The organism is Streptomyces bottropensis ATCC 25435 (genome assembly GCF_000383595.1).
GTDB classification, from domain to species: Bacteria; Actinomycetota; Actinomycetes; order Streptomycetales; family Streptomycetaceae; genus Streptomyces; species Streptomyces bottropensis.
This window is the reverse complement of sequence record NZ_KB911581.1, coordinates 5,974,308-5,991,852: the sequence shown is the minus strand read 5'-3', so window position 1 is coordinate 5,991,852 and position 17,545 is coordinate 5,974,308. Positions and strand designations below refer to the sequence as shown.

The window sequence follows — 17,545 nt, the reverse complement described above, 5'->3', positions numbered from 1 at the left end:
CGTTTAGGCCCAAACGAATTGCCTCATCGTGGGCTCGAACTATCCGTTTGGCAAGGGGTCTCGTGAAGATTTTCCGCAGGCTTCTCACGCCCCGTACGGGCATGGCGAAAAGCCCCGGACGCGGCACGTCCGGGGCCATGACCGGTGAGGTCAGCGGCTATGCGCGGGCTTCGTCGGCGTCGTACGCGTCCTGGTCGTCGGAGGTGGCGGAGGCGTCGGAGGCCTCGCCGTCGTCGGAGGCGTCGCCGTCGGCGTGGAGCAGCCGCAGGAGCGTGCGCAGCTCCTCCACGGCCCGTTCCGTGACCTCCGGCTCGTCGAAGACGAGCTGGTGCAGGACGAGACCGTCCAGCGCGGCGAAGACCAGCCGGGCGAGCGCCTTGTCGGCGCCGGCCGGCAGTATCCGGCCCAGCTCGCGCCGGGCGGCGTCGAAGTACTCGTCGTACAGCTCGCGGATCTGGGGCAGCAGCTCCGGCCGCCGCCGGGACTCCAGCAGCAGCTCGTACTGGAACGCCTGGGTGTCCGGGTCGGCCGTGACCATCTCCGACAGCCCGACGGAGAAGTCGGCGACCTCGCCGGTGCCCGGTTCCAGGGAGCTGGTGTCGAGCGAGGAGCGGATGGTGTGGGCGAGGGCCTCCTCGATCAGGGCGTCGCGCGAGCCGAAGTGGTGCACGACGAGCCCGTGGGTGACCCCCGCCTCCTCCGCGACGGCCCGGTAGGTGAGCCGGCGCAGCCCGCCCCGCGCCACCACGCGTACGGCGGCGTTCAGCAGGGCTTCCCGCCCCTCGCCGTAGTGGAGGCGCTTGCGCGGCCGTCGGCTCTTGGGGACGTCGGCGGAGTCGGTCATGCGCGTGACCCTACCCGCCTGCCTCCGGCCCGCCGCCCTCCCCTCTCGCCGCCGGGATCACCGCCGGGGCGGGCGGACGCCACGGAACTCCCAGTCGCCGCCGAGCGCCGTGGACAGGACTTCCTCGGACTCGGTGGGCTGTGCGCCGACGTCGGCGCGGACCGGGGTGGGGCCGGTGACGACGTGGTTGGTGAGCCGGCCGAGGCCCTCCACCTCCACCTCGACGACGTCGCCGGGCCGGACGGGCCGGGAGTTGGCCGGGGTGCCGGAGAGCAGGACGTCACCCGGGTACAGCGTGATCGTGCGGGCGATGTCGGCGACGAGGTAGTGCATGTCCCACTTCATCTCGTCCGTCGTGCCGTCCTGGACGACCTCGCCGTTGACGTACGTCCGCAGCCGCTTGCCACGGAAGTCCCAGTCGGTGACGAGCCCGGGGCCGAGCGGGCACAGGGTGTCGGAGCCCTTCACCCGCAGCATCGAACCGGCGTCGGTGTCACGGAAGTCGTGCAGGCCGTAGTCGTTGGCGATCGTGTAGCCGGCGATGTACGCGCCCGCGTCCTCGGGCGCGATGTTCCGGGCGGTCCTGCCGATGACGATGGCGACCTCGCCCTCGTAGTTGAGCCACTTGCAGCCGTCGGGGCGGACGATCGCGCCCCGGTGGCCGTTGAGGGAGGAGGTCGGCTTGTGGAAGTAGGTGGGCGTCTGCGGCAGATCGATCCGGAACTCGTCCACGCGGCTGCGGTGGTTGAGGTGGACGGCGATCACCTTCGACGGCACGACCGGCGGGAGGTGGTGGGCCTCCTCGATCTTGACGCGGCGGCCGTCCCCGGCGACCAGTTCGTCGCCGTCGACGGTGACCTCGACGGTGGCCCCGTCGAGGAGGATGCGGCGGTACTCGGGCATGAGGGCTCCAGGGGTGGGGCTAGTCGCGGGTGTGAGGGTCGTGCGGGCCGGCGGCCGTGGACGTGGCGCCGCTGTCGTCGCCGGTCCAGCCGTGGGCCGGGCGGTCGAACCACAGGTGCACCTGTCCGGTGCCGATGGAGTTCTCGTACTCCCCGTACTGCCGGGCCCTGGCGACACAGGCCTGTTCGCCGAGCGCGCCCGCCATCATCAGGTAGTGGAAGAACCTGGCCTCGGGCTTGTACTTCCAGAACTCGTCCATGGTGTCGAGGACCTTGTCGTGCCGGCCCTCCTTGAACCAGGAGATGCGCTCGCGGTCGGCCTCGCGCGCCTCGGGTGTGAAGATGTGCGCCGGGTCGCTGGACTCGTGGTCGCGCAGCTGGCGCAGCGGCCAGAAGGTGTGCGAGAGGGCGCCGGAGGCGATGAGCAGGACCCGTCGCCCGGGGGTGGCGGCGATGCCGTCGGCGAGCGCCCGCCCGAGCCGCAGATGGTCCTCCATGTCGCCGGTCTGGCAGACGCCGATGGTCACCCAGCGCTTGTCGGGCAGACCCTCGCCGAGGAACTTCCACAGGTTGATCGTGGCGTAGTAGATCGGCAGGTACTCGTCCTCGATCGCGGTGATCCAGGTGCCGTGCCGGTCCGCGAACCGCTCGATGTTCCGGGCCAGTTCGGGGTCGCCGGGGAAGTCGTAGGGCATCCGGCACATCCCGCGCGGCAACTCCTCGGAGGTGAAGAGGCCGGCCCGGCGCGCTTGCGCGGTGACCACGAACTCGACGGTCGTCGCCCAGTGCGAGTCGAGGACCACGACGGTGTCGTAGTCGTCGCGGGAGAAGACGTCCTCGCGCAGCTGCCGCAGGCCGGTGACGAGGGTGATCTCCCTGCCCTCGTTCAGCTCCAGCCGGTCGGCCTGCGGCAGGACGATGGTGGGGACGTGGGCGAGGAGCCCCGCCCCGACGATCTCACCCATGGTTGTTCCATCCGTTCGGCGCGGTCACGGTGTTCTTCACGTCGCAGTAGAAGTCGAAGCTCCAGGTGCCGCCCTCGCGGCCGACCCCGGAGTGCCGGGAGCCGCCGAAGGGGGCCTGGAGGTCGCGGACGAAGAAGCAGTTCACCCACACCGTGCCCGCCACCAGCCGCTCGGTCACCCGGGCGGCGCGCTCGGTGTCACCGGTGACGAGGGTGGCGGCCAGTCCGAAGCGGGTGTCGTTGGCGAGCCGGACCGCCTCGTCCTCGCCCGTGAAGGTCTGCAGGGTCAGCACCGGCCCGAAGACCTCCTCCTGCACGATCTCCGAGTCCTGGGCGACATCGGTGAGCAGGGTGGGCGCGTAGTACCGCCCCTGCCCGGGGTGCCCGCCGATGACCGCCCGGGCCCCGTCGGCCACGGCCCGCCGCACGAAGCCGTCGATCTTCTCCAGCTGCCGGGGGTGGATGTTGGGCCCGATGTCGGTGGCCTCCTCGCGCGGGTCGCCCTGCTTCAGCGCCGACGCCTTCGCCACGAACCGACCGGTGAACTCCTCGGCGACCGACTCCTCGACCAGGAACCGCGTGGCCGCGAGGCAGACCTGCCCGGCGTTGTCGTACTGCTCCACCGCGAGGTCCACGGCCAGGTCCAGATCGGCGTCCGCGAAGACCACCAGCGGTGATTTGCCGCCCAGTTCGAGGCTGAGCGGGGTGAGGTTCGGCGCCGCCGAGGCGGCGATCCGCCTGGCCGTGGGCACCGACCCGGTGAAGCTGATCCGCCGCACGTCCGGGTGCGAGGTGAGCGCGTCACCGATCTCCGAGCCGTACCCCTGCACGACGTTGAGCACTCCGGCGGGCAGTCCCGCCTCGGCGGCGATGTCCGCCAGCAGCGAGGCGGTCAGCGGGGTCCACTCGGCGGGCTTGAGGATCACCGTGTTGCCGGCGGCCAGGGCCGGGGCGACCTTCCAGGTGGCCAGCATCAGCGGCGCGTTCCACGGCGTGATCAGCACGGACGGGCCGGCCGGGTCCCAGCTCACCTTGTTGGTGTGCCCGCGCGTGTCGAAGTCCTCGTGCGCCAGTGTGAGCAGCCAGTCGGCGAAGAACCGGAAGTTGTGCGCCACGCGCGGCATCACACCCCGCCGGTGCGAGCGCAGCAGCGCCCCGTTGTCGTTGGTCTCGACGATCGCCAGCTCCTCGATCCGCTTCTCGACCCCGTCGGCGACGGCGTGCAGGACGCGGGCGCGTTCGGCGGGGGAGGTGGCGGCCCAGCCGGGGAACGCCGCACGGGCGGCCGCGACGGCGGCCTCGACCTCGGCGGTCCCGGCGCGGGCGATCTCGCCGAGGACCCGGCCGTCGATGGGGGAGACGTCGGTGAAGGTCTCGGCGGAGGCGACCCGCCGCCCGCCGATCCAGTGCCGGGTGTCGACGGAGACGCCGGCGACGGTGATTTTGTCAGACATGAAAGAGGATTCCTTCTCGGGAGAGGTGCGGACCCGCTCGGCTGGGGGCGCGGGAGTGTCGCGACGGGCGGTGGGCCGCGTGGACGCGACCGGCCACGGACGGCCCGCGCCGACGGCTGTACTCGACCCGCGCGCGACCGGCGGCTCTACTCGGCGAGCGCGCCCGACAGCCCGGACTCCAGCAGCCGCCCGCCGTCCCAGACGACCCCGACCTGCCGGTAGTACGCGGCGATCGGCTCCTCGACCGACAGGCGGGCCAACTCCTCGGTCGGCGCCTCGAAAAGCTCCAGCTCGGCCTCGCCGACCCACGGCTGACCGCCCTCGAAGGAGGCGGCGCCGGTCTCGATCAGCTCGTCCAGCGCCAGGCCCTTGCCCTTCTCGATCGACGGCAGCCAGCGGTGGTGCGCCATGGGGTGGGCGTTCACGAACCCGTTCGTCTCCGACGGTTCCCGCAGCGTCACCACGGTCTGCGCGAGCCGCCGGTCGGCGGCCGCAAGCGTCGCCCCGAAGCGCGCCCCCGCCTCGATCCGCGGGGCGGGTCCGAAGGGGTGCGGCCGCGTCTGGTGGATGGACCCCAGCTTCTTCGGATACCCCTGGTGCAGCCCGCGCGCGATCGCGAAGTCCTTGTCGACCCAGATGTGGACGCACCGCGAGTAGGTCAGCCCCTTGTACCGGCAGCGGACGACGGCGAAGGCCTCCTTGTACTGGGAGAGCACCGGGTCGAGCAGTTCCGCGCCCGAAGCCGAGCAGGACTGCCAGTCGGCCCAGATCAGCGCGACCGCGCCGGGGTCCTCCTCGGCCAGTTCCAGCGGCTCCGGCAGCAGTTCACGCACCCGCGCGGGATCGGTGCGGTACTCGACGGTGAGCAGATCGCCCGAGTAGCGCCACGGCGGCGACGGGATCAGCGACGAGGCACCGCTCGCGGTCTTGGGGTGGAAGTATCCACGGACACTGGTCATGGTCAGGGGGATCCTTACGCGGTGAGGGCGGGCTGCTTGAGCAGTTCGGCGCGGTGGCGGGCGGCGGCGGACACGGTGGCGGGGCCGCCGAGCGCGACGACCCCGACCAGCCGGCCGCCGTGGTGGTAGCCGGCCAGGACGTCCCCGGCGGGATCGCCCTCCAGGACCCGTACGTCGTCCCGGCCGAGGACCGGTGCGCCGAAGGACTGCAGGCGGAAGTCGTGCTGGTCGCTCCAGAACGTCGGCAGCGGCGCGAAGGGGGGCAACTCGGCGCCGGTGAGGACCTTCGCCGCGTGCTTGGCGGTGTCCGTGGGGATCGACCAGTGCTCGACGCGGCGGGGCACGCCGTCGTAGCGGGCGTTGGGGAAGCGGGCCACATCGCCGACGGCGACCACCTCGGGGCGTCCGCCGACCCGCAGCTGCTCGCAGGTGAGCACGCCGTCGGACAGATCGAGGCCGTTGCCCTCCAGCCACTCGACGTTGGCGAGAGAGCCGACCGACTCCACCACCACGTCGGCGGGCAGGACGGTCCCGTCGCCGAGCACCACACCCGTGACCCGGTCCTCGCCCTCGAAACCGGCGACACCCGTGCCGAGCGCGAACCGCACCCCGCGCTCCTCGTGCCGCCGCAGCAGCGCGCGTCCGAGTAGGTCACCGAGCGGACCGACCATGGGCAGCGGCAGCGGATCGACCACGGTCACCTCGGCGACCCCGAGACCCACGGCCGTGGCGGCGACCTCGCAGCCGATGAACCCGGCGCCGACCACGACCACCCGGGCACCGGGCCGGGTCAGCTCCTCGCGCAGGCCCTGCGCGTCGGCCGGCGTACGGACCGTGTGGCGCCCGGCGAGCGGGCCGGGGCAGTCCAGGCGGCGGGGCCGCACGCCGGTGGCGACGACCAGGGCGTCGTAGGACAGCGACGAGCCGTCGTCCAGTGCGACGGTCCGCTCGTCGAGGCGCGCGGCGACGACCTTGGTGCCGAGCCGCCACTCCACGTCGGCCACGCTCGCGCGGGGACGGAGGGCGAGCGACTCGAAGGGCGCCTTTCCGGCCAGCACCTCCTTGGAGAGCGGGGGCCGGTTGTAGGGCATGTGCGGCTCGTCGCCGACGACGGTGACCGGCCCCGTCCATCCCGCGGCCCGCAGCTGTTCGGCGGCGCGCAGACCGGCCAGGGAGGCGCCCGCGACGACCACGCGTGCTGTCATGGCGCTCAGCCCTCGATCCGGATGGCCTGGAGCGGACAGACGTCGGCGGCTTCCTCGACCTCGTCGAGGAGCGCGTCGTCGGGGTCGCTGACGTAGGCCAGGCGCCCGTTCTCGTCGAGCTGGAAGACGTCGGGGGCGGCGAAGACGCACTGTCCGTGGTCCTGGCACTTGTTCATGTCGACGACGACCTTCATGGCCGGTCCTCCTGGGATTCAGGGCGTCGGGCGGGGTGGAAGCCGATGACGAAGCATCTCGTTTGGCTTCAAACAACATAGGAAGCCGCCACCCCCTGGTCAATACCTGTCCAGGTGGATAATTTTTTGTGGCCGACCCCTTGCGGGCCGAGGAAGACGTTCTTATCGTTTGGCATCAAACAATCGGCCCCAGTCGTCTAGGAGACAACGGTGAGCGCATCTGAAACGCCGGCCGTCGGACATCACCAGGAGCGGCTGGCCGCAGAGGGCATCGACGTGGTCCGGGTGATCTACCCCGACCTCATCGGCACCGACCGTGCCCGCGACGTACTGCTCGACCAGCTGCCGACGGCGTGCGAGCACGGGCTCACCTTCTGCCGGGCCGTCTACCACACCTCCCCGCAGGGCGATGTCGTCCCCGTCGCCGGGGGCCTGGACGCCGGTCTGCCCGACATCCATGTGCGCCCCGACCTCGACACCCTGATCGCCCTGCCGTGGGAGCCGGGCGTCGCCACCTGCCTCGGCGAGACCATCGACCCGGCCACCGGGGCACCCGCCCCCGAGTCCCCGCGCGACCTGCTGCGCTCGGTGCTGGCCCGCTCGGCCGAGCAGGGCCTGCGCCCGGTCGTCGGCCCCGAACTGGAGTACTTCCTCTGCGACGAGGACCCCGCGTCCCCGAGCGGCTTCAAGCGCTACTCGGGCACCACCGGAGCCGTCTACACGGCCGGCCTGCGCGCCGACCCGGACAACCACCTGCTGCGCACCCTGCGCCACCTCCGTGACCTGCGCATCGGTGTCACCAACGGCAACCACGAGTTCGACGGCGGCCAGTTCGAGATCAACCTGACGCATTCAGAGGCCCTCTCGGCCGCCGACCGCTCCTTCCGCTTCAAGGCCGCCGTCAAGGAACTCGCGCGAAAGGAGGGCCGCCTCGCCACCTTCATGGCCAAGCCCTTCAACGACGCGGGCGGCTCCGGCTTCCACCTCCACCTGTCCTGCGACGACGAGCGGGGCCACAACGCCTTCGACGACCCCGCGGGCCGGTACGGGCTCTCCGACACCGCCCGCCACGCCGTCGCCGGAGTCCTCGCCCACGCCCCGGCCCTCGCCGCCCTCGCCAACCCCACGATCAACTCCTACAAGCGGTTCGGCCCCGACACCCTCGCGCCCTGGCTGATCGACTGGGGCCTGGACAACCGCAGCGCCATGGTCCGCATCCCGCCCGAGCGCGGCTCCGGAGCCCGTCTCGAACTGCGGCTCGGCGACGCCGGCGCCAACCCGTACCTGCTCATCGCCGGCACGATCGCCGCCGCGCTGCTCGGCGTCCGCGCGGGTGGGGAACCCCCCGCCCCGCTGGAGGGCTACGGCTACGACACCGCCCGCTCGGCCGTGCTGCCGACCAGCCTGCCCGCCGCCCTGGACGCGCTGGAGGCGGACACCGCCCTCACCGAGATCCTCGGCAAGGACTTCACCACCTCGTACCTCACCTACAAGCGCGATGAGGTCGAACGCTTCCAACGGCACGTCACCGACTGGGAGTTCACCGAGTACGCCTACCACCTGTGAAGCCCGGGAGAACCACTGCCATGACCACATCCGCCCACCTTCCCTCCGCCCTCGTACGCGAGGCCGTCCAGGAACCCATGCCGCTGGACGACGTGGACCTCGCCGACCTCGACAAGTTCACCGACGGCGTCACCCCGTGGCGCATGTTCCACACCCTGCGCCACGAGGACCCGGTCCACTGGCAGCCGGAGGAGGCCCCCAACTCCGGTTTCTGGGCGGTGACCCGGCACGCCGACATCGCCCGCGTCGACCGGGACGCCGAGACCTTCACCTCCACCCGGTTCGTCAACCTGGAGGAGGTCGACGACGACCAGATCAAGATCCGCGCCTCCATCCTGGAGCTGGACGGCGTCCGCCACCGCGCGCTGCGCAGCGTGATCCAGCGGCAGTTCGGCGCGAACGTCATCAACAGCTACACCGACTTCCTGCGCGGCCTGACCGCCCGCACCCTCGACACGGCCCTCGCCAAGGGCACCTTCGACTTCGTCGCCGACGTCTCCGCCGACTTCCCCATCAACGTCCTCGCCCGGCTCCTGGACGTGCCGCCGGAGGACAACCAGCGCCTCATCGACTGGGGCAACCGCATCATCGGCAACACCGACCCCGACTACGCGGACGTCCTGCTGCACAGCGCGGAGAGCGAGCGCTACCGCGACCTGCCCTTCCGCTCGCCCGCCTCCCTCGAAGTCTTCGAGTACGGCCGCGAACTGGCCCGGCAGCGGCGCGGCGGCGACGGCACCGACCTGGTGTCCAAGCTGATCAACACCACCCCGCGCGACGGGGTCCCGCTCTCCGCCCAGGACTTCGACAACTACTTCCTGCTCCTCGTCGTGGCCGGCAACGAGACCACCCGCCACACCATCACCCACTCCATGCTGGCCCTGCTCCAGCACCCGGAGCAGCTGGCCCGCCTCCAGGAGGACCCGTCACTGATCCCGGCGGCCACCGAGGAGTTCCTGCGCTGGGCGTCCCCCGTCTACCACTTCCGCCGCACCGCGACCCGTGACGTCGAACTCGGCGGCAAGCAGGTCAAGGAGGGCGACAAGGTCGTCATGTGGTACGCCTCCGGCAACCGTGACGAGGCGGTCTTCGGCAACCCGTACGACTTCGACGTCGCCCGCGCCGACAACGACCACGTCACCTTCGGCAAGGGCAGCCCGCACCTGTGCCTGGGCAATCTGCTGGCCCGCACGGAGATCCGCATCATGTTCGAGGAGCTGATCCCGCGCCTCGCCGACATCCGCCTCGTCGGCGACGTGCCGCGCGTGCGCTCCAACTTCGTCAACGGCATCAAGAAGCTGCCGGTCGAGGTCACCCTCGCCTGACACACCCTCGGGCACCGGTGGGGGAGATGCCCGCCGGTGCCCGAGTCGTGCGCCCCTCCGAGAGGCGGGAGCCGGGGAGGGACACGTGCCCTACAGCCCGCCCTCCCGCGCCCACGGCCGCAGCTTCGCGGGGTTGCGGACCGCCCAGATCCGGGTGACCTGGCCTTCGGAGACACCGAACGCGGCCACGGTCGTCACGATGCCGGCCCGCCGGGCCACCAGGCCCGGCACACCGTTGACCGACCGCTCCAGGAGTTCGAGCCCAGGGGCCATGTCGGCGATGGCGACCAGGTACCGGGCGATGCGCGCACCGCCCTCGACCGGGCGCAGGACGGCGCCGACCGCGCCGCCTCCGTCGGCGGTCAGCACGGCCGACGGGTCGAGGAGGGCGACGAGGGCCGCGATGTCCTTCGCCTCCCTGGGCGTGCTGATGTTCGGCCTGAGCCTGCTGGCCCTGGCCAGGCGCTGAGCCGTGAGCCGTCCCGCGGCTCCCCTCCACCGCCGTGCCCGACCGGAGCGGGCACAGGATGTCGGGTGCGGCAGGGTGGCTCCTTCCTAGCGTGGTGGGTGAAAGGAAGGAGGCCGGGGTGCTGGAACGGCTCAACCAGGCCATGGAGCACATCGAGGACCGTCTCGATCAGCCGATCGAGGTCGCCGACCTGGCGCGGATCGCGGTGACGTCGGAGTACCACCTGCGGCGGATGTTCTCCGCGCTCGCGGGCATGCCGCTGTCGGAGTACGTCCGGCGCCGACGGCTCACCGTCGCCGGCGCCGAGGTGCTGTCCGGCGAGCGGACCCTGCTGGAGATCGCGGTGCGCTACGGCTACGGCTCGGGGGAGGCGTTCGCGCGGGCGTTCCGCGCCCTGCACGGCGTCGGCCCCGGGGAGGCCCGGCGGACCGGGGCGGCTCTGCGGTCCCAGCCCCGGATGTCCTTCCGCCTCGTCGTCGAAGGGAGCGGAAGCATGCGATACCGAGTCGTGGACAGGGAGGAGTTCCGGGTGGTCGGGAGGGGGACGAGGGTCCCGCTGGTGCACGAGGGGGTGAACCCGGCGATCGCCGACTTCATCCGGGGCATCGGCCAGGAGACGCTGCGGCGCATCGAGAGCCTGTCGGACCAGGAACCGCGGGGCATCGTCTCCGTCAGCGACAACCTCGACGACAGCCGGGCGGAGGGCACCGAACTCGACTACTTCCACGGGGCGGTGACCCGCGTCGCCGCACCCGAGGGCCTGGAGGAGCTGACCGTCCCGGCCGGGACCTGGGCCGTGTTCGAGAACTCCGGACCGTTCCCGCAGGCGCTGCAGTATCTGTGGCGGGACGTCTTCACCCAGTGGTTCCCGTCCAATCCGTACCGCAGCCGGCCGGGCCCCGAGATCCTGCGGACCCGGCTGTCCGAGGACGCGGCGCGGGCGGACGCGGAGCTGTGGATCCCGGTGGAGCGGACTCCGCTCTGAGCGCCGGCGCGCGGCGACTTCCCGTCGTCGCGCGCCTGCCTCCCGTCCTCGCCCGCCGGTAGCGTGGGACGACGTCGACCTGAGGTGGGGGCATGCGGGCGATCGTCGTGGGGGCGGGCATCGGGGGACTGGCCGCGGCGCTGAGTCTGCGGCGCGCCGGGTGCGAGGTGACGCTCGTCGAGCAGGCGCCGCGGTTCACCGAGATCGGCGCGGGCATCCAGCTCGCGCCCAACGCCACCCGCGTCCTGCGCCGGCTCGGACTGCTCGACGCGGTCGCCGCCCGCTCCCACCGGCCGTCCCGGCTGAGCTTTCGCACCTGGTCCGACGGTGGTGAGATCTGCGGCTACCCGCTGGGACGCGAGGTGGAGGACGCGTTCGGGGCGCCGTACCTGCAGACCCACCGGGCCGATCTGCACCGGATTCTGGCCGCCGCCGTGCCGCCGGGGTCGGTGCGTCCGGACACCGTGGCCGTCGGCGTCGAGCAGGACGACAGGTCCGTGTGGCTGACGACGGCCGACGGCGAACGCCTGTCCGCCGACCTGGTCGTCGCCGCGGACGGGGTACGCTCCCGGGCCCGCCGGTGGCTGTTCGGCGCCGACGAGGCCCTGTACTCGGGGACCGCCGCCTACCGGGCGCTGCTGCCGGCCGCCGAGGTGGCCGGACTGGACCTCCCGGAGTACGCGCTCTGGCTCGGGCCCGGACGGCACTTCGTGCACTACTGGGTGCGGCGCGGTGAACTGCTCAACGTCGTCGGCGTCGTCGGTACCGGGGCGGCGCGGGAGTCGTGGACCGCCCGGGCCGAGCCGGGCGAGTACCTGCGCGCGTTCGACGGATGGGACCCCCGGGTGCGCGAGGTCCTGGGACGGGCGGGGGAGGTGCTCCGGTACGGCATCCACACCCGCGCCCCACTCGCCCGCTGGAACGTCGGACGCGTCGCCCTGCTCGGCGACAGCGCCCACGCGATGGTGCCGTTCCACGCGCAGGGCGCGGCCCAGGCCCTGGTCGACGCGGCGGTGCTCGGCGACTGCCTCGCGGGCGCGGCACCGGCCGACGTTCCCGACGCGCTGGACCGGTACGTGCGCCGACGGCTCGCCACCGCCACCCGGGTGCAGGCCGGATCCGCGCGGGCGGGCGAGGACTACCACCTGCCCGACGGACCGGAGTCCCGTGCCCGCGACGCCCGACTGACCGCGCAGGCGGGGCCGAACGGGTTCGGCCCCCATGCGGGTGCCTGGGCGCTCGACACCTTCGACGGGCCCGTGTCGTAGGAGTCACGGGCCACGACGAGGGGTCAGCCGGCCGGTTTCCAGCCCGGGAGTGTCGGCAGGACCTTCTCGGCGATCCGGAACAGGGCCTGGTCGTCGGGCCGTTGGGAGTCCTGGCGCCAGATGACGATTTCGTAGGTGCTGCCGCTGTCCTTCGGGTCGGTCGCGACCAGCAGCCGGCGGGCGACGCCGCCGGGGCCGGACTCGGCGTCGCTGCCGTCGAGCCTGAAGGAGATGGCGATGGTCTGTCCCGAGTACAGGACCGCCCGGTGTCCCAGGACGGTCCTGCTCGTGGCGTCGGCGCCCAGGTAGCCGACCGACTCGCCGACCGGGAGGTCCTCGTAGGACGCCGACAGCTCCACCGCGTAGGTGTCCAGCTCGACCTTCGCCTCGGGGGTGACCGTTTTGGTGCCGTCGGCCCACTTCGACTCGCTCTCGCTGCCCGACGCGCTCACCGCCTGCTCGGTCGGGGTGCCGAGGAGCGCGGGCAGGTCGGCGCGGTTCAGGGCGGTGCACAGCCGCGCCCCGGAGACCCTGCCCCGCGGAGCGGGCGAGGCGTCGTCGGAGGACGAGCACGCGGCCGGTCCCAGGGTCTGGGGCGTCTGGTCGAGGAGGTCTCCCAGTGCCCACAGGCCACCCAGGAGCACTCCGACGGTCGCCACCGCCGAGATCACCTGGGCCGCCGTGCTCATCTCCTTGCCGGAGCCCGCTCTCGCGCCCGCTGCGGGACCCGCCCCCGCACCCGTTCCGGAATCCGCGACGTCGTCGGTCATGCCCCCGTGCCCCCACTTTGATGTGCACACGCCCCCCGTGTGCCGGGGGAGCCTAACCTGTGAGCGGAGTGCGGCAAAACACGATTCCCCGTAGGGGATCCGTGCGGTCACGAGAGGCAGGAACGTCATGTCCCCGCAGGGCTCACCCGGTTCTCGGCAGGGCTCACCCGGTGCGCGGTCCGCGTCGCTCGGCGTCGCCGTCATCGGTACCGGCCGGATGGGCGCCGACCATGTGCGCCGGCTCACCGACGTGATCAGCGGTGCCCATGTGGCCGCCGTGGTCGACCTCGACACCGAGCGCGCCGAGGCGGTCGCCGCCGGCGTCGAGGGCTGCGCCGCCTACGCCGACACCGCGCAGGCGCTGGCCGCACCGGGCGTCGACGCCGTCCTCGTCGCCTCCCCGGGCCCCGCCCACGAGGCGGCCCTGCTCACCGCGTTCGAGTACGACCTGCCCGTCCTGTGCGAGAAGCCCCTCACCCCGGACCCCGCCTCCGCACTGCGCCTGCTGGAGGCCGAACGGCGGCTGGGGCACCGCCGGGTGCAGGTCGGGTTCATGCGCCGCTACGACCGCGAGTACGTCAGGCTCAAGTCCCTGCTGGACGGCGGCGAGCTGGGCCGGCCGCTGCTGCTGCACCACCGGCACCGCAACGCCGAGGCGCCGCCCGGGTTCACCGACGCGATGGCGATCAACGACTCCGTCGCCCACGAGATGGACGTCACCCGCTGGCTGCTCGGCCAGGAGATCACCGCCGTCACCGTGCTGCGGCCCCGGCCGTCGGCCTACGCCCCGCAGGGTCTGAGCGACCCGCAGTTCGTGGTGTTCGAGACCGACGGCGGCGTCGTCGCCGACGTCGAGATCTTCCTCACCGCCCGCTACGGCTACCAGGTCCAGGCCGAGGCGGTCTGCGAGAACGGCACGGCCCGCATCGGCGACGGACACGACATGCTCGTCAACACGGCCGGACGCTGGGGCGGCACCGTCACGCCGGGCTACCTCGAACGCTTCGAGGACGCCTACGACCGTCAGGTCCAGGCCTGGGTGGACGCCACCCGCCGGGGCGAGGTCACCGGACCCGGCATCTGGGACGGATACGCCGTCGCCGCGATCTCCGAGGCGGGCGTCCGCGCCCAGCGGGAGGGCGTCCGCGTCGCGGTCGATCTCGTCGCGCGCCCCGCTCTCCCTCACTGACCTACGACGACCGGCTCGGCACCGTAGGAGACAAATACATGTGATGTATCCATCGGTCAATGTGGCCGTACTTCCGGACAAAGGGGTTAATCACTCTTCACTCCAGCCGCATTCATCCCTGTACAGTCGTTGACACGGGCGGCCCGCATGCCTGACGTTCGTACGTATGTCGCAATCGATCAGCAGGCGCGGGCTTCTGATGGGCGCCACAGCCGTCGTGGCGGCCACCGCCACCGACGTGTTCGCGGCCGGTGGTGCCTCGGCCGCCACGCCGAGAACCTACGAACCGACCTGGGACTCCGTGAACAGACACCCCGCCGCCCCCGAGTGGTTCCGGGACGCCAAGTTCGGCATCTACTTCCACTGGGGTGCCTTCAGCGTCCCGGCGTACGACAGCGAGTGGTATCCGCGCAACATGTACCTGCCCGGCCAGAAGGCGAACAGGCACCACATCGACACGTACGGCGACCCGGCCGACTGGCCGTACCACTGGTTCATCGACGGGGCCGACGATCTCGCGGGCCACCACACGCAGTTCGCGCCGAAGCTCAAGTCGGCCGGCGGGAGGTTCGACCCCGAGGAATGGGCCCAGCTGTTCGTCGACGCGGGCGCACGGTTCGCCGGGCCGGTCGCCGAGCACCACGACGGCTACTCGATGTGGGACAGCCGGGTCAACGAGTGGAACTCCGTCGACAAGGGCCCGGGACTGGACCTGCTGGAGCTGTTCACCGACGCCATCCGGGCCAGGGACCTGAAGCTCCTGGTGGCGATGCACCACGCGTACAACTACACCGGCTTCTTCGAGGGCGCGCCCGCCCAGTCGGACCCCAGCCTCAAGAAGCTGTACGGACAGCTGAGTCCGCAGGCCGAGAACCAGCTCTGGTACGACAAACTCAAGGAGGTCGTCGACCGGTCCCGGCCCGACATCCTCTGGCAGGACTGGCGGCTCGACCACGTCGACGAGAAGCAGCGGCTGAACTTCCTGTCGTACTACTTCAACCAGGCCGGCACGTGGGGCAAGGAGGTCGTCGCCACCTACAAGGACGGGTTCGACAGCCACAGTTCGGTCTTCGACTACGAGCGCGGCGGCCCCGCCGATCTCACCGCGCCCTACTGGCTCACCGACGACAGCATCTCCAACACCAGTTGGTGCTACACCGAGGGCATCGGCTACTACTCCCTCGCGCAGATGCTGCACTCGTTCGTCGACCGGATCAGCAAGAACGGCAGCGTGCTGCTCAACATCGCGCCGAAGGCCGACGGCACCGTTCCGCAGGGCCAGAAGGACATCCTGCTCGGCATCGGCGACTACCTGAAGCGCTTCGGCGAGTCGGTCTACGGCACCCGCGCCTGGACCGTGTACGGCGAAGGACCGACGAAGATGGGCGGCGGGTCCTTCACCCGGCCCACCGCCGGCACCGCCCGGGACATCCGGTTCACCCGCGACAAGGAGGGCACCGTCCTCTACGCGACCGTCCTCGGCTGGCCCGGCGACTCGCTGACCCTGACGACGCTCGACTCCGCCCGGATCGACCTGGACTCGCTCACCTCACTGGAACTCCTCGGTTCCGAGGCCGGCACCTACCACGACCTCGGCACCCCGGCCCAGAGCGCGACCGGGCTGAGGGTGACGCTCCCGGCGACGAAGCCGTTCGACGCCCCCGCCTACGTCCTCAAGTTCCGTTTCTCCGGCCGGATCCCCGTGCTCCGGCCCCACGCCGGGGCGCTGGCCTTCGCGGACCCGCGGTTCAGAGGCGACGGCACCGTACTCGCCCTCGGCGACCACGACGCCGAACAGCTCACCCTGGCCGGCCTGGAGCCGCGCAGGCTCTCCTCGCTGAAGCTCGCCCCGGCCCACCGGCTGATCGGCTTCTCCGGCGACGACCTCACCGGCACCGAGTGGACCTACACCGCCGACACTCCCCGGGTCCGGGACAAGATCGCCTCGCTGCGGGTCGTGTTCGATCCCACCGCGCGCTTCCGGATCACCAACGTCACCAACGGGCTCGCCCTGGACAACGGCGGAGACGTGCCGAGCGGCTCCCCCGTCAAGCAGCTGACGTGGGACGGCTCCACCCACCTGCAGTGGTACGCCGTCGCCCTCGGCAACGGCTACTACAAGCTGGAGAGCCGGGCGAGCGGCATGGTCGTCGACGGGTGGGGCGCCACCGGCGACGGCTCCGCCCTGCGGCAGGCGGCCTGGAACAACGGCACCGACCAGCAGTGGCTGATCACCCACCGCGGCGACGGCCGCTACTCCCTCGCCAACCGGACCACGGGACTCGTCCTCGACGGCGGCGGCGACGTCCCCTCCGGCTCGCCCGCCCAACAGCGGACCTGGGGCAACAGCACCAACCTGTTGTGGACCTTCACCGAGGTCTGACGCCCCTCACGCCTCCCCGGACAGCTCCAGCAGCACCTTGGAGGCGACCGTGCGGTCCTGAGCCGTGTCGAACGCGGCGACGGACCGCTCCAACGGGAAGGTGTGCGTGACAACCGAGTCGACCGGGAGGCCCTGGGCCAACAGGGACAGGGCCTCGTCGAACTCGGTGTCGAAGCGGAAGGACCCGCGCAGTTCCAGCTCACGGGTGACCGCGACATTGCCGAGCAGCCCGATCTCCCCGGGCGGCAGCAGCCCGAGCATGACCACGACGCCACCGCGCCGTACCCGCTCCACACAGCTGCGCAGCCCGGCCGGTGCCCCGGACGCCTCCACGGCGAGGTCGAAGACGCCGGCCCAGGCGGGATCGGCGGGCCGGTCCGCCCGCACGACGGCGGTGGCGCCGACCTCGCCGGCGAGCCGCAGCGGCTCCTCGTGGAGGTCGCTGACGACGACCTCGCCGGCGCCCGCGTGCCGCAGCGCGGCCACGACCAGCAGACCGATCGGACCGGCCCCGGTGACCAGCACCCGCCTGCCGCTGACCTCACCCGCCCGGCGCACCGCGTGCAGCGCCACCGCCAGCGGCTCGGCGAGCACGGCACGCCGCAGACCGAGCCCCGGCGGCAGCTCCCGCACCTGGCCGGCCGGCACGGTGATCCGCTGCGCGAACCCGCCCTGCACATGCGGGGTGTGGGCCGCGCTGCCCAGATAGCGGGTGTGGGCGCAGACGTTGCGGGTGCCGCGCGCGCACTCGGGGCAGACCCCGCACGGCGTGGCGGGGTGGATCGCGACGGCCGTGCCCACCGCCGGAGCGTCCGGTCCCTCGACGCCGGCCCCGAGCGCGGCGACCCGGCCCACCACCTCGTGGCCCAGCACCATGGGCTCGCTCACGGCGAAGTCCCCGACCCGGCCCCGGTGGTAGTAGTGCAGATCCGAACCACAGATGCCGCCGAGGGCGACGGCGACCGCGATCTCACCGGGCGCGGGGCCGTCGTACGGCCGCTCCTCGACGCGGAGATCGCCGGCTCCGTGGACAACACACGCGTGCATGGGTGCTCCTTGAGGCGTCGG

Annotated in this window: 15 protein-coding genes and 1 pseudogene; 6 read left to right on the top strand and 10 right to left on the bottom strand. The window is 72.0% G+C overall.

Annotation, left to right across the window (positions count from 1 at the left end):
- Positions 1-157: 157 nt before the first annotated feature.
- From STRBO_RS0126740 to STRBO_RS0126710, 7 genes are all read right to left on the bottom strand, one after another.
- Positions 158-844, bottom strand: a complete 687-nt coding sequence (locus STRBO_RS0126740) for a TetR/AcrR family transcriptional regulator (protein ID WP_005484157.1) — start codon at positions 842-844, stop codon at positions 158-160.
- A gap of 57 nt (positions 845-901) precedes the next feature.
- A complete protein-coding gene (locus STRBO_RS0126735) occupies positions 902-1,747 on the bottom strand; it encodes a fumarylacetoacetate hydrolase family protein (protein ID WP_005484156.1) in 846 nt (281 codons plus the stop codon).
- Positions 1,748-1,766: 19 nt separating this feature from the next.
- A complete protein-coding gene (locus tag STRBO_RS0126730) occupies positions 1,767-2,711 on the bottom strand; it encodes a 3,4-dihydroxyphenylacetate 2,3-dioxygenase (RefSeq protein ID WP_005484155.1) in 945 nt (314 codons plus the stop codon).
- Positions 2,704-4,164: an aldehyde dehydrogenase gene (locus STRBO_RS0126725; protein WP_005484153.1), complete on the bottom strand. Its 1,461-nt coding sequence runs from the start codon at positions 4,162-4,164 to the stop codon at positions 2,704-2,706. The genes STRBO_RS0126730 and STRBO_RS0126725 overlap by 8 nt, the downstream gene beginning before the upstream one ends.
- Before the next feature lie 146 nt (positions 4,165-4,310).
- Entirely contained in the window at positions 4,311-5,123 is an 813-nt protein-coding gene (locus STRBO_RS0126720) for an acetoacetate decarboxylase family protein (RefSeq protein ID WP_005484152.1), read from the bottom strand.
- 14 nt (positions 5,124-5,137) lie between these two features.
- Positions 5,138-6,328: an NAD(P)/FAD-dependent oxidoreductase gene (locus STRBO_RS0126715; protein ID WP_028796863.1), complete on the bottom strand. Its 1,191-nt coding sequence runs from the start codon at positions 6,326-6,328 to the stop codon at positions 5,138-5,140.
- A gap of 5 nt (positions 6,329-6,333) precedes the next feature.
- The gene (locus STRBO_RS0126710; RefSeq protein WP_005484148.1) at positions 6,334-6,522 is read right to left on the bottom strand and encodes a ferredoxin; all 189 of its coding nucleotides are present in this window, start codon (positions 6,520-6,522) and stop codon (positions 6,334-6,336) included.
- Between the two features lie 210 nt (positions 6,523-6,732).
- Here STRBO_RS0126710 and STRBO_RS0126705 point away from each other — a divergent pair, with 210 nt between their 5' ends.
- Positions 6,733-8,088: a glutamine synthetase family protein gene (locus tag STRBO_RS0126705; protein ID WP_005484146.1), complete on the top strand. Its 1,356-nt coding sequence runs from the start codon at positions 6,733-6,735 to the stop codon at positions 8,086-8,088.
- Positions 8,089-8,108: 20 nt separating this feature from the next.
- The gene (locus STRBO_RS0126700; protein ID WP_005484145.1) at positions 8,109-9,413 is read left to right on the top strand and encodes a cytochrome P450; all 1,305 of its coding nucleotides are present in this window, start codon (positions 8,109-8,111) and stop codon (positions 9,411-9,413) included.
- A gap of 90 nt (positions 9,414-9,503) precedes the next feature.
- On the opposite strand, the pseudogene STRBO_RS0126695 reads toward STRBO_RS0126700, so the two are convergent.
- Positions 9,504-9,830: pseudogene (locus tag STRBO_RS0126695) on the bottom strand (RNA polymerase subunit sigma-24); the annotation flags it as partial.
- Positions 9,831-10,000: 170 nt separating this feature from the next.
- Between STRBO_RS0126695 and STRBO_RS0126690 the strand changes: the two are divergent.
- Both STRBO_RS0126690 and STRBO_RS0126685 read left to right on the top strand, forming a co-directional pair.
- On the top strand, positions 10,001-10,867 hold the full coding sequence (locus STRBO_RS0126690) for an AraC family transcriptional regulator (protein WP_020115123.1): 867 nt from the start codon (positions 10,001-10,003) through the stop codon (positions 10,865-10,867).
- A gap of 92 nt (positions 10,868-10,959) precedes the next feature.
- Complete coding sequence (locus STRBO_RS0126685; protein WP_005484138.1) at positions 10,960-12,135, top strand: FAD-dependent monooxygenase; 1,176 nt, start codon at positions 10,960-10,962, stop codon at positions 12,133-12,135.
- A 23-nt stretch (positions 12,136-12,158) separates the two neighbouring features.
- Here the strand turns inward: STRBO_RS0126685 and STRBO_RS0126680 are convergent, their stop codons facing one another.
- The gene (locus tag STRBO_RS0126680; protein WP_020115122.1) at positions 12,159-12,824 is read right to left on the bottom strand and encodes a DUF6215 domain-containing protein; all 666 of its coding nucleotides are present in this window, start codon (positions 12,822-12,824) and stop codon (positions 12,159-12,161) included.
- Between the two features lie 208 nt (positions 12,825-13,032).
- On the opposite strand from STRBO_RS0126680, the gene STRBO_RS0126675 reads away from it, so the two are divergent.
- Both STRBO_RS0126675 and STRBO_RS0126670 read left to right on the top strand, forming a co-directional pair.
- Entirely contained in the window at positions 13,033-14,094 is a 1,062-nt protein-coding gene (locus tag STRBO_RS0126675) for a Gfo/Idh/MocA family protein (RefSeq protein WP_005484136.1), read from the top strand.
- A gap of 166 nt (positions 14,095-14,260) precedes the next feature.
- Positions 14,261-16,477 (top strand): alpha-L-fucosidase, encoded by a 2,217-nt coding sequence (locus tag STRBO_RS0126670; protein WP_028796862.1) that lies wholly within the window; start codon positions 14,261-14,263, stop codon positions 16,475-16,477.
- A 6-nt stretch (positions 16,478-16,483) separates the two neighbouring features.
- Here the strand turns inward: STRBO_RS0126670 and STRBO_RS0126665 are convergent, their stop codons facing one another.
- A complete protein-coding gene (locus STRBO_RS0126665; RefSeq protein ID WP_005484134.1) occupies positions 16,484-17,524 on the bottom strand; it encodes an L-idonate 5-dehydrogenase in 1,041 nt (346 codons plus the stop codon).
- Positions 17,525-17,545 lie beyond the last annotated feature (21 nt).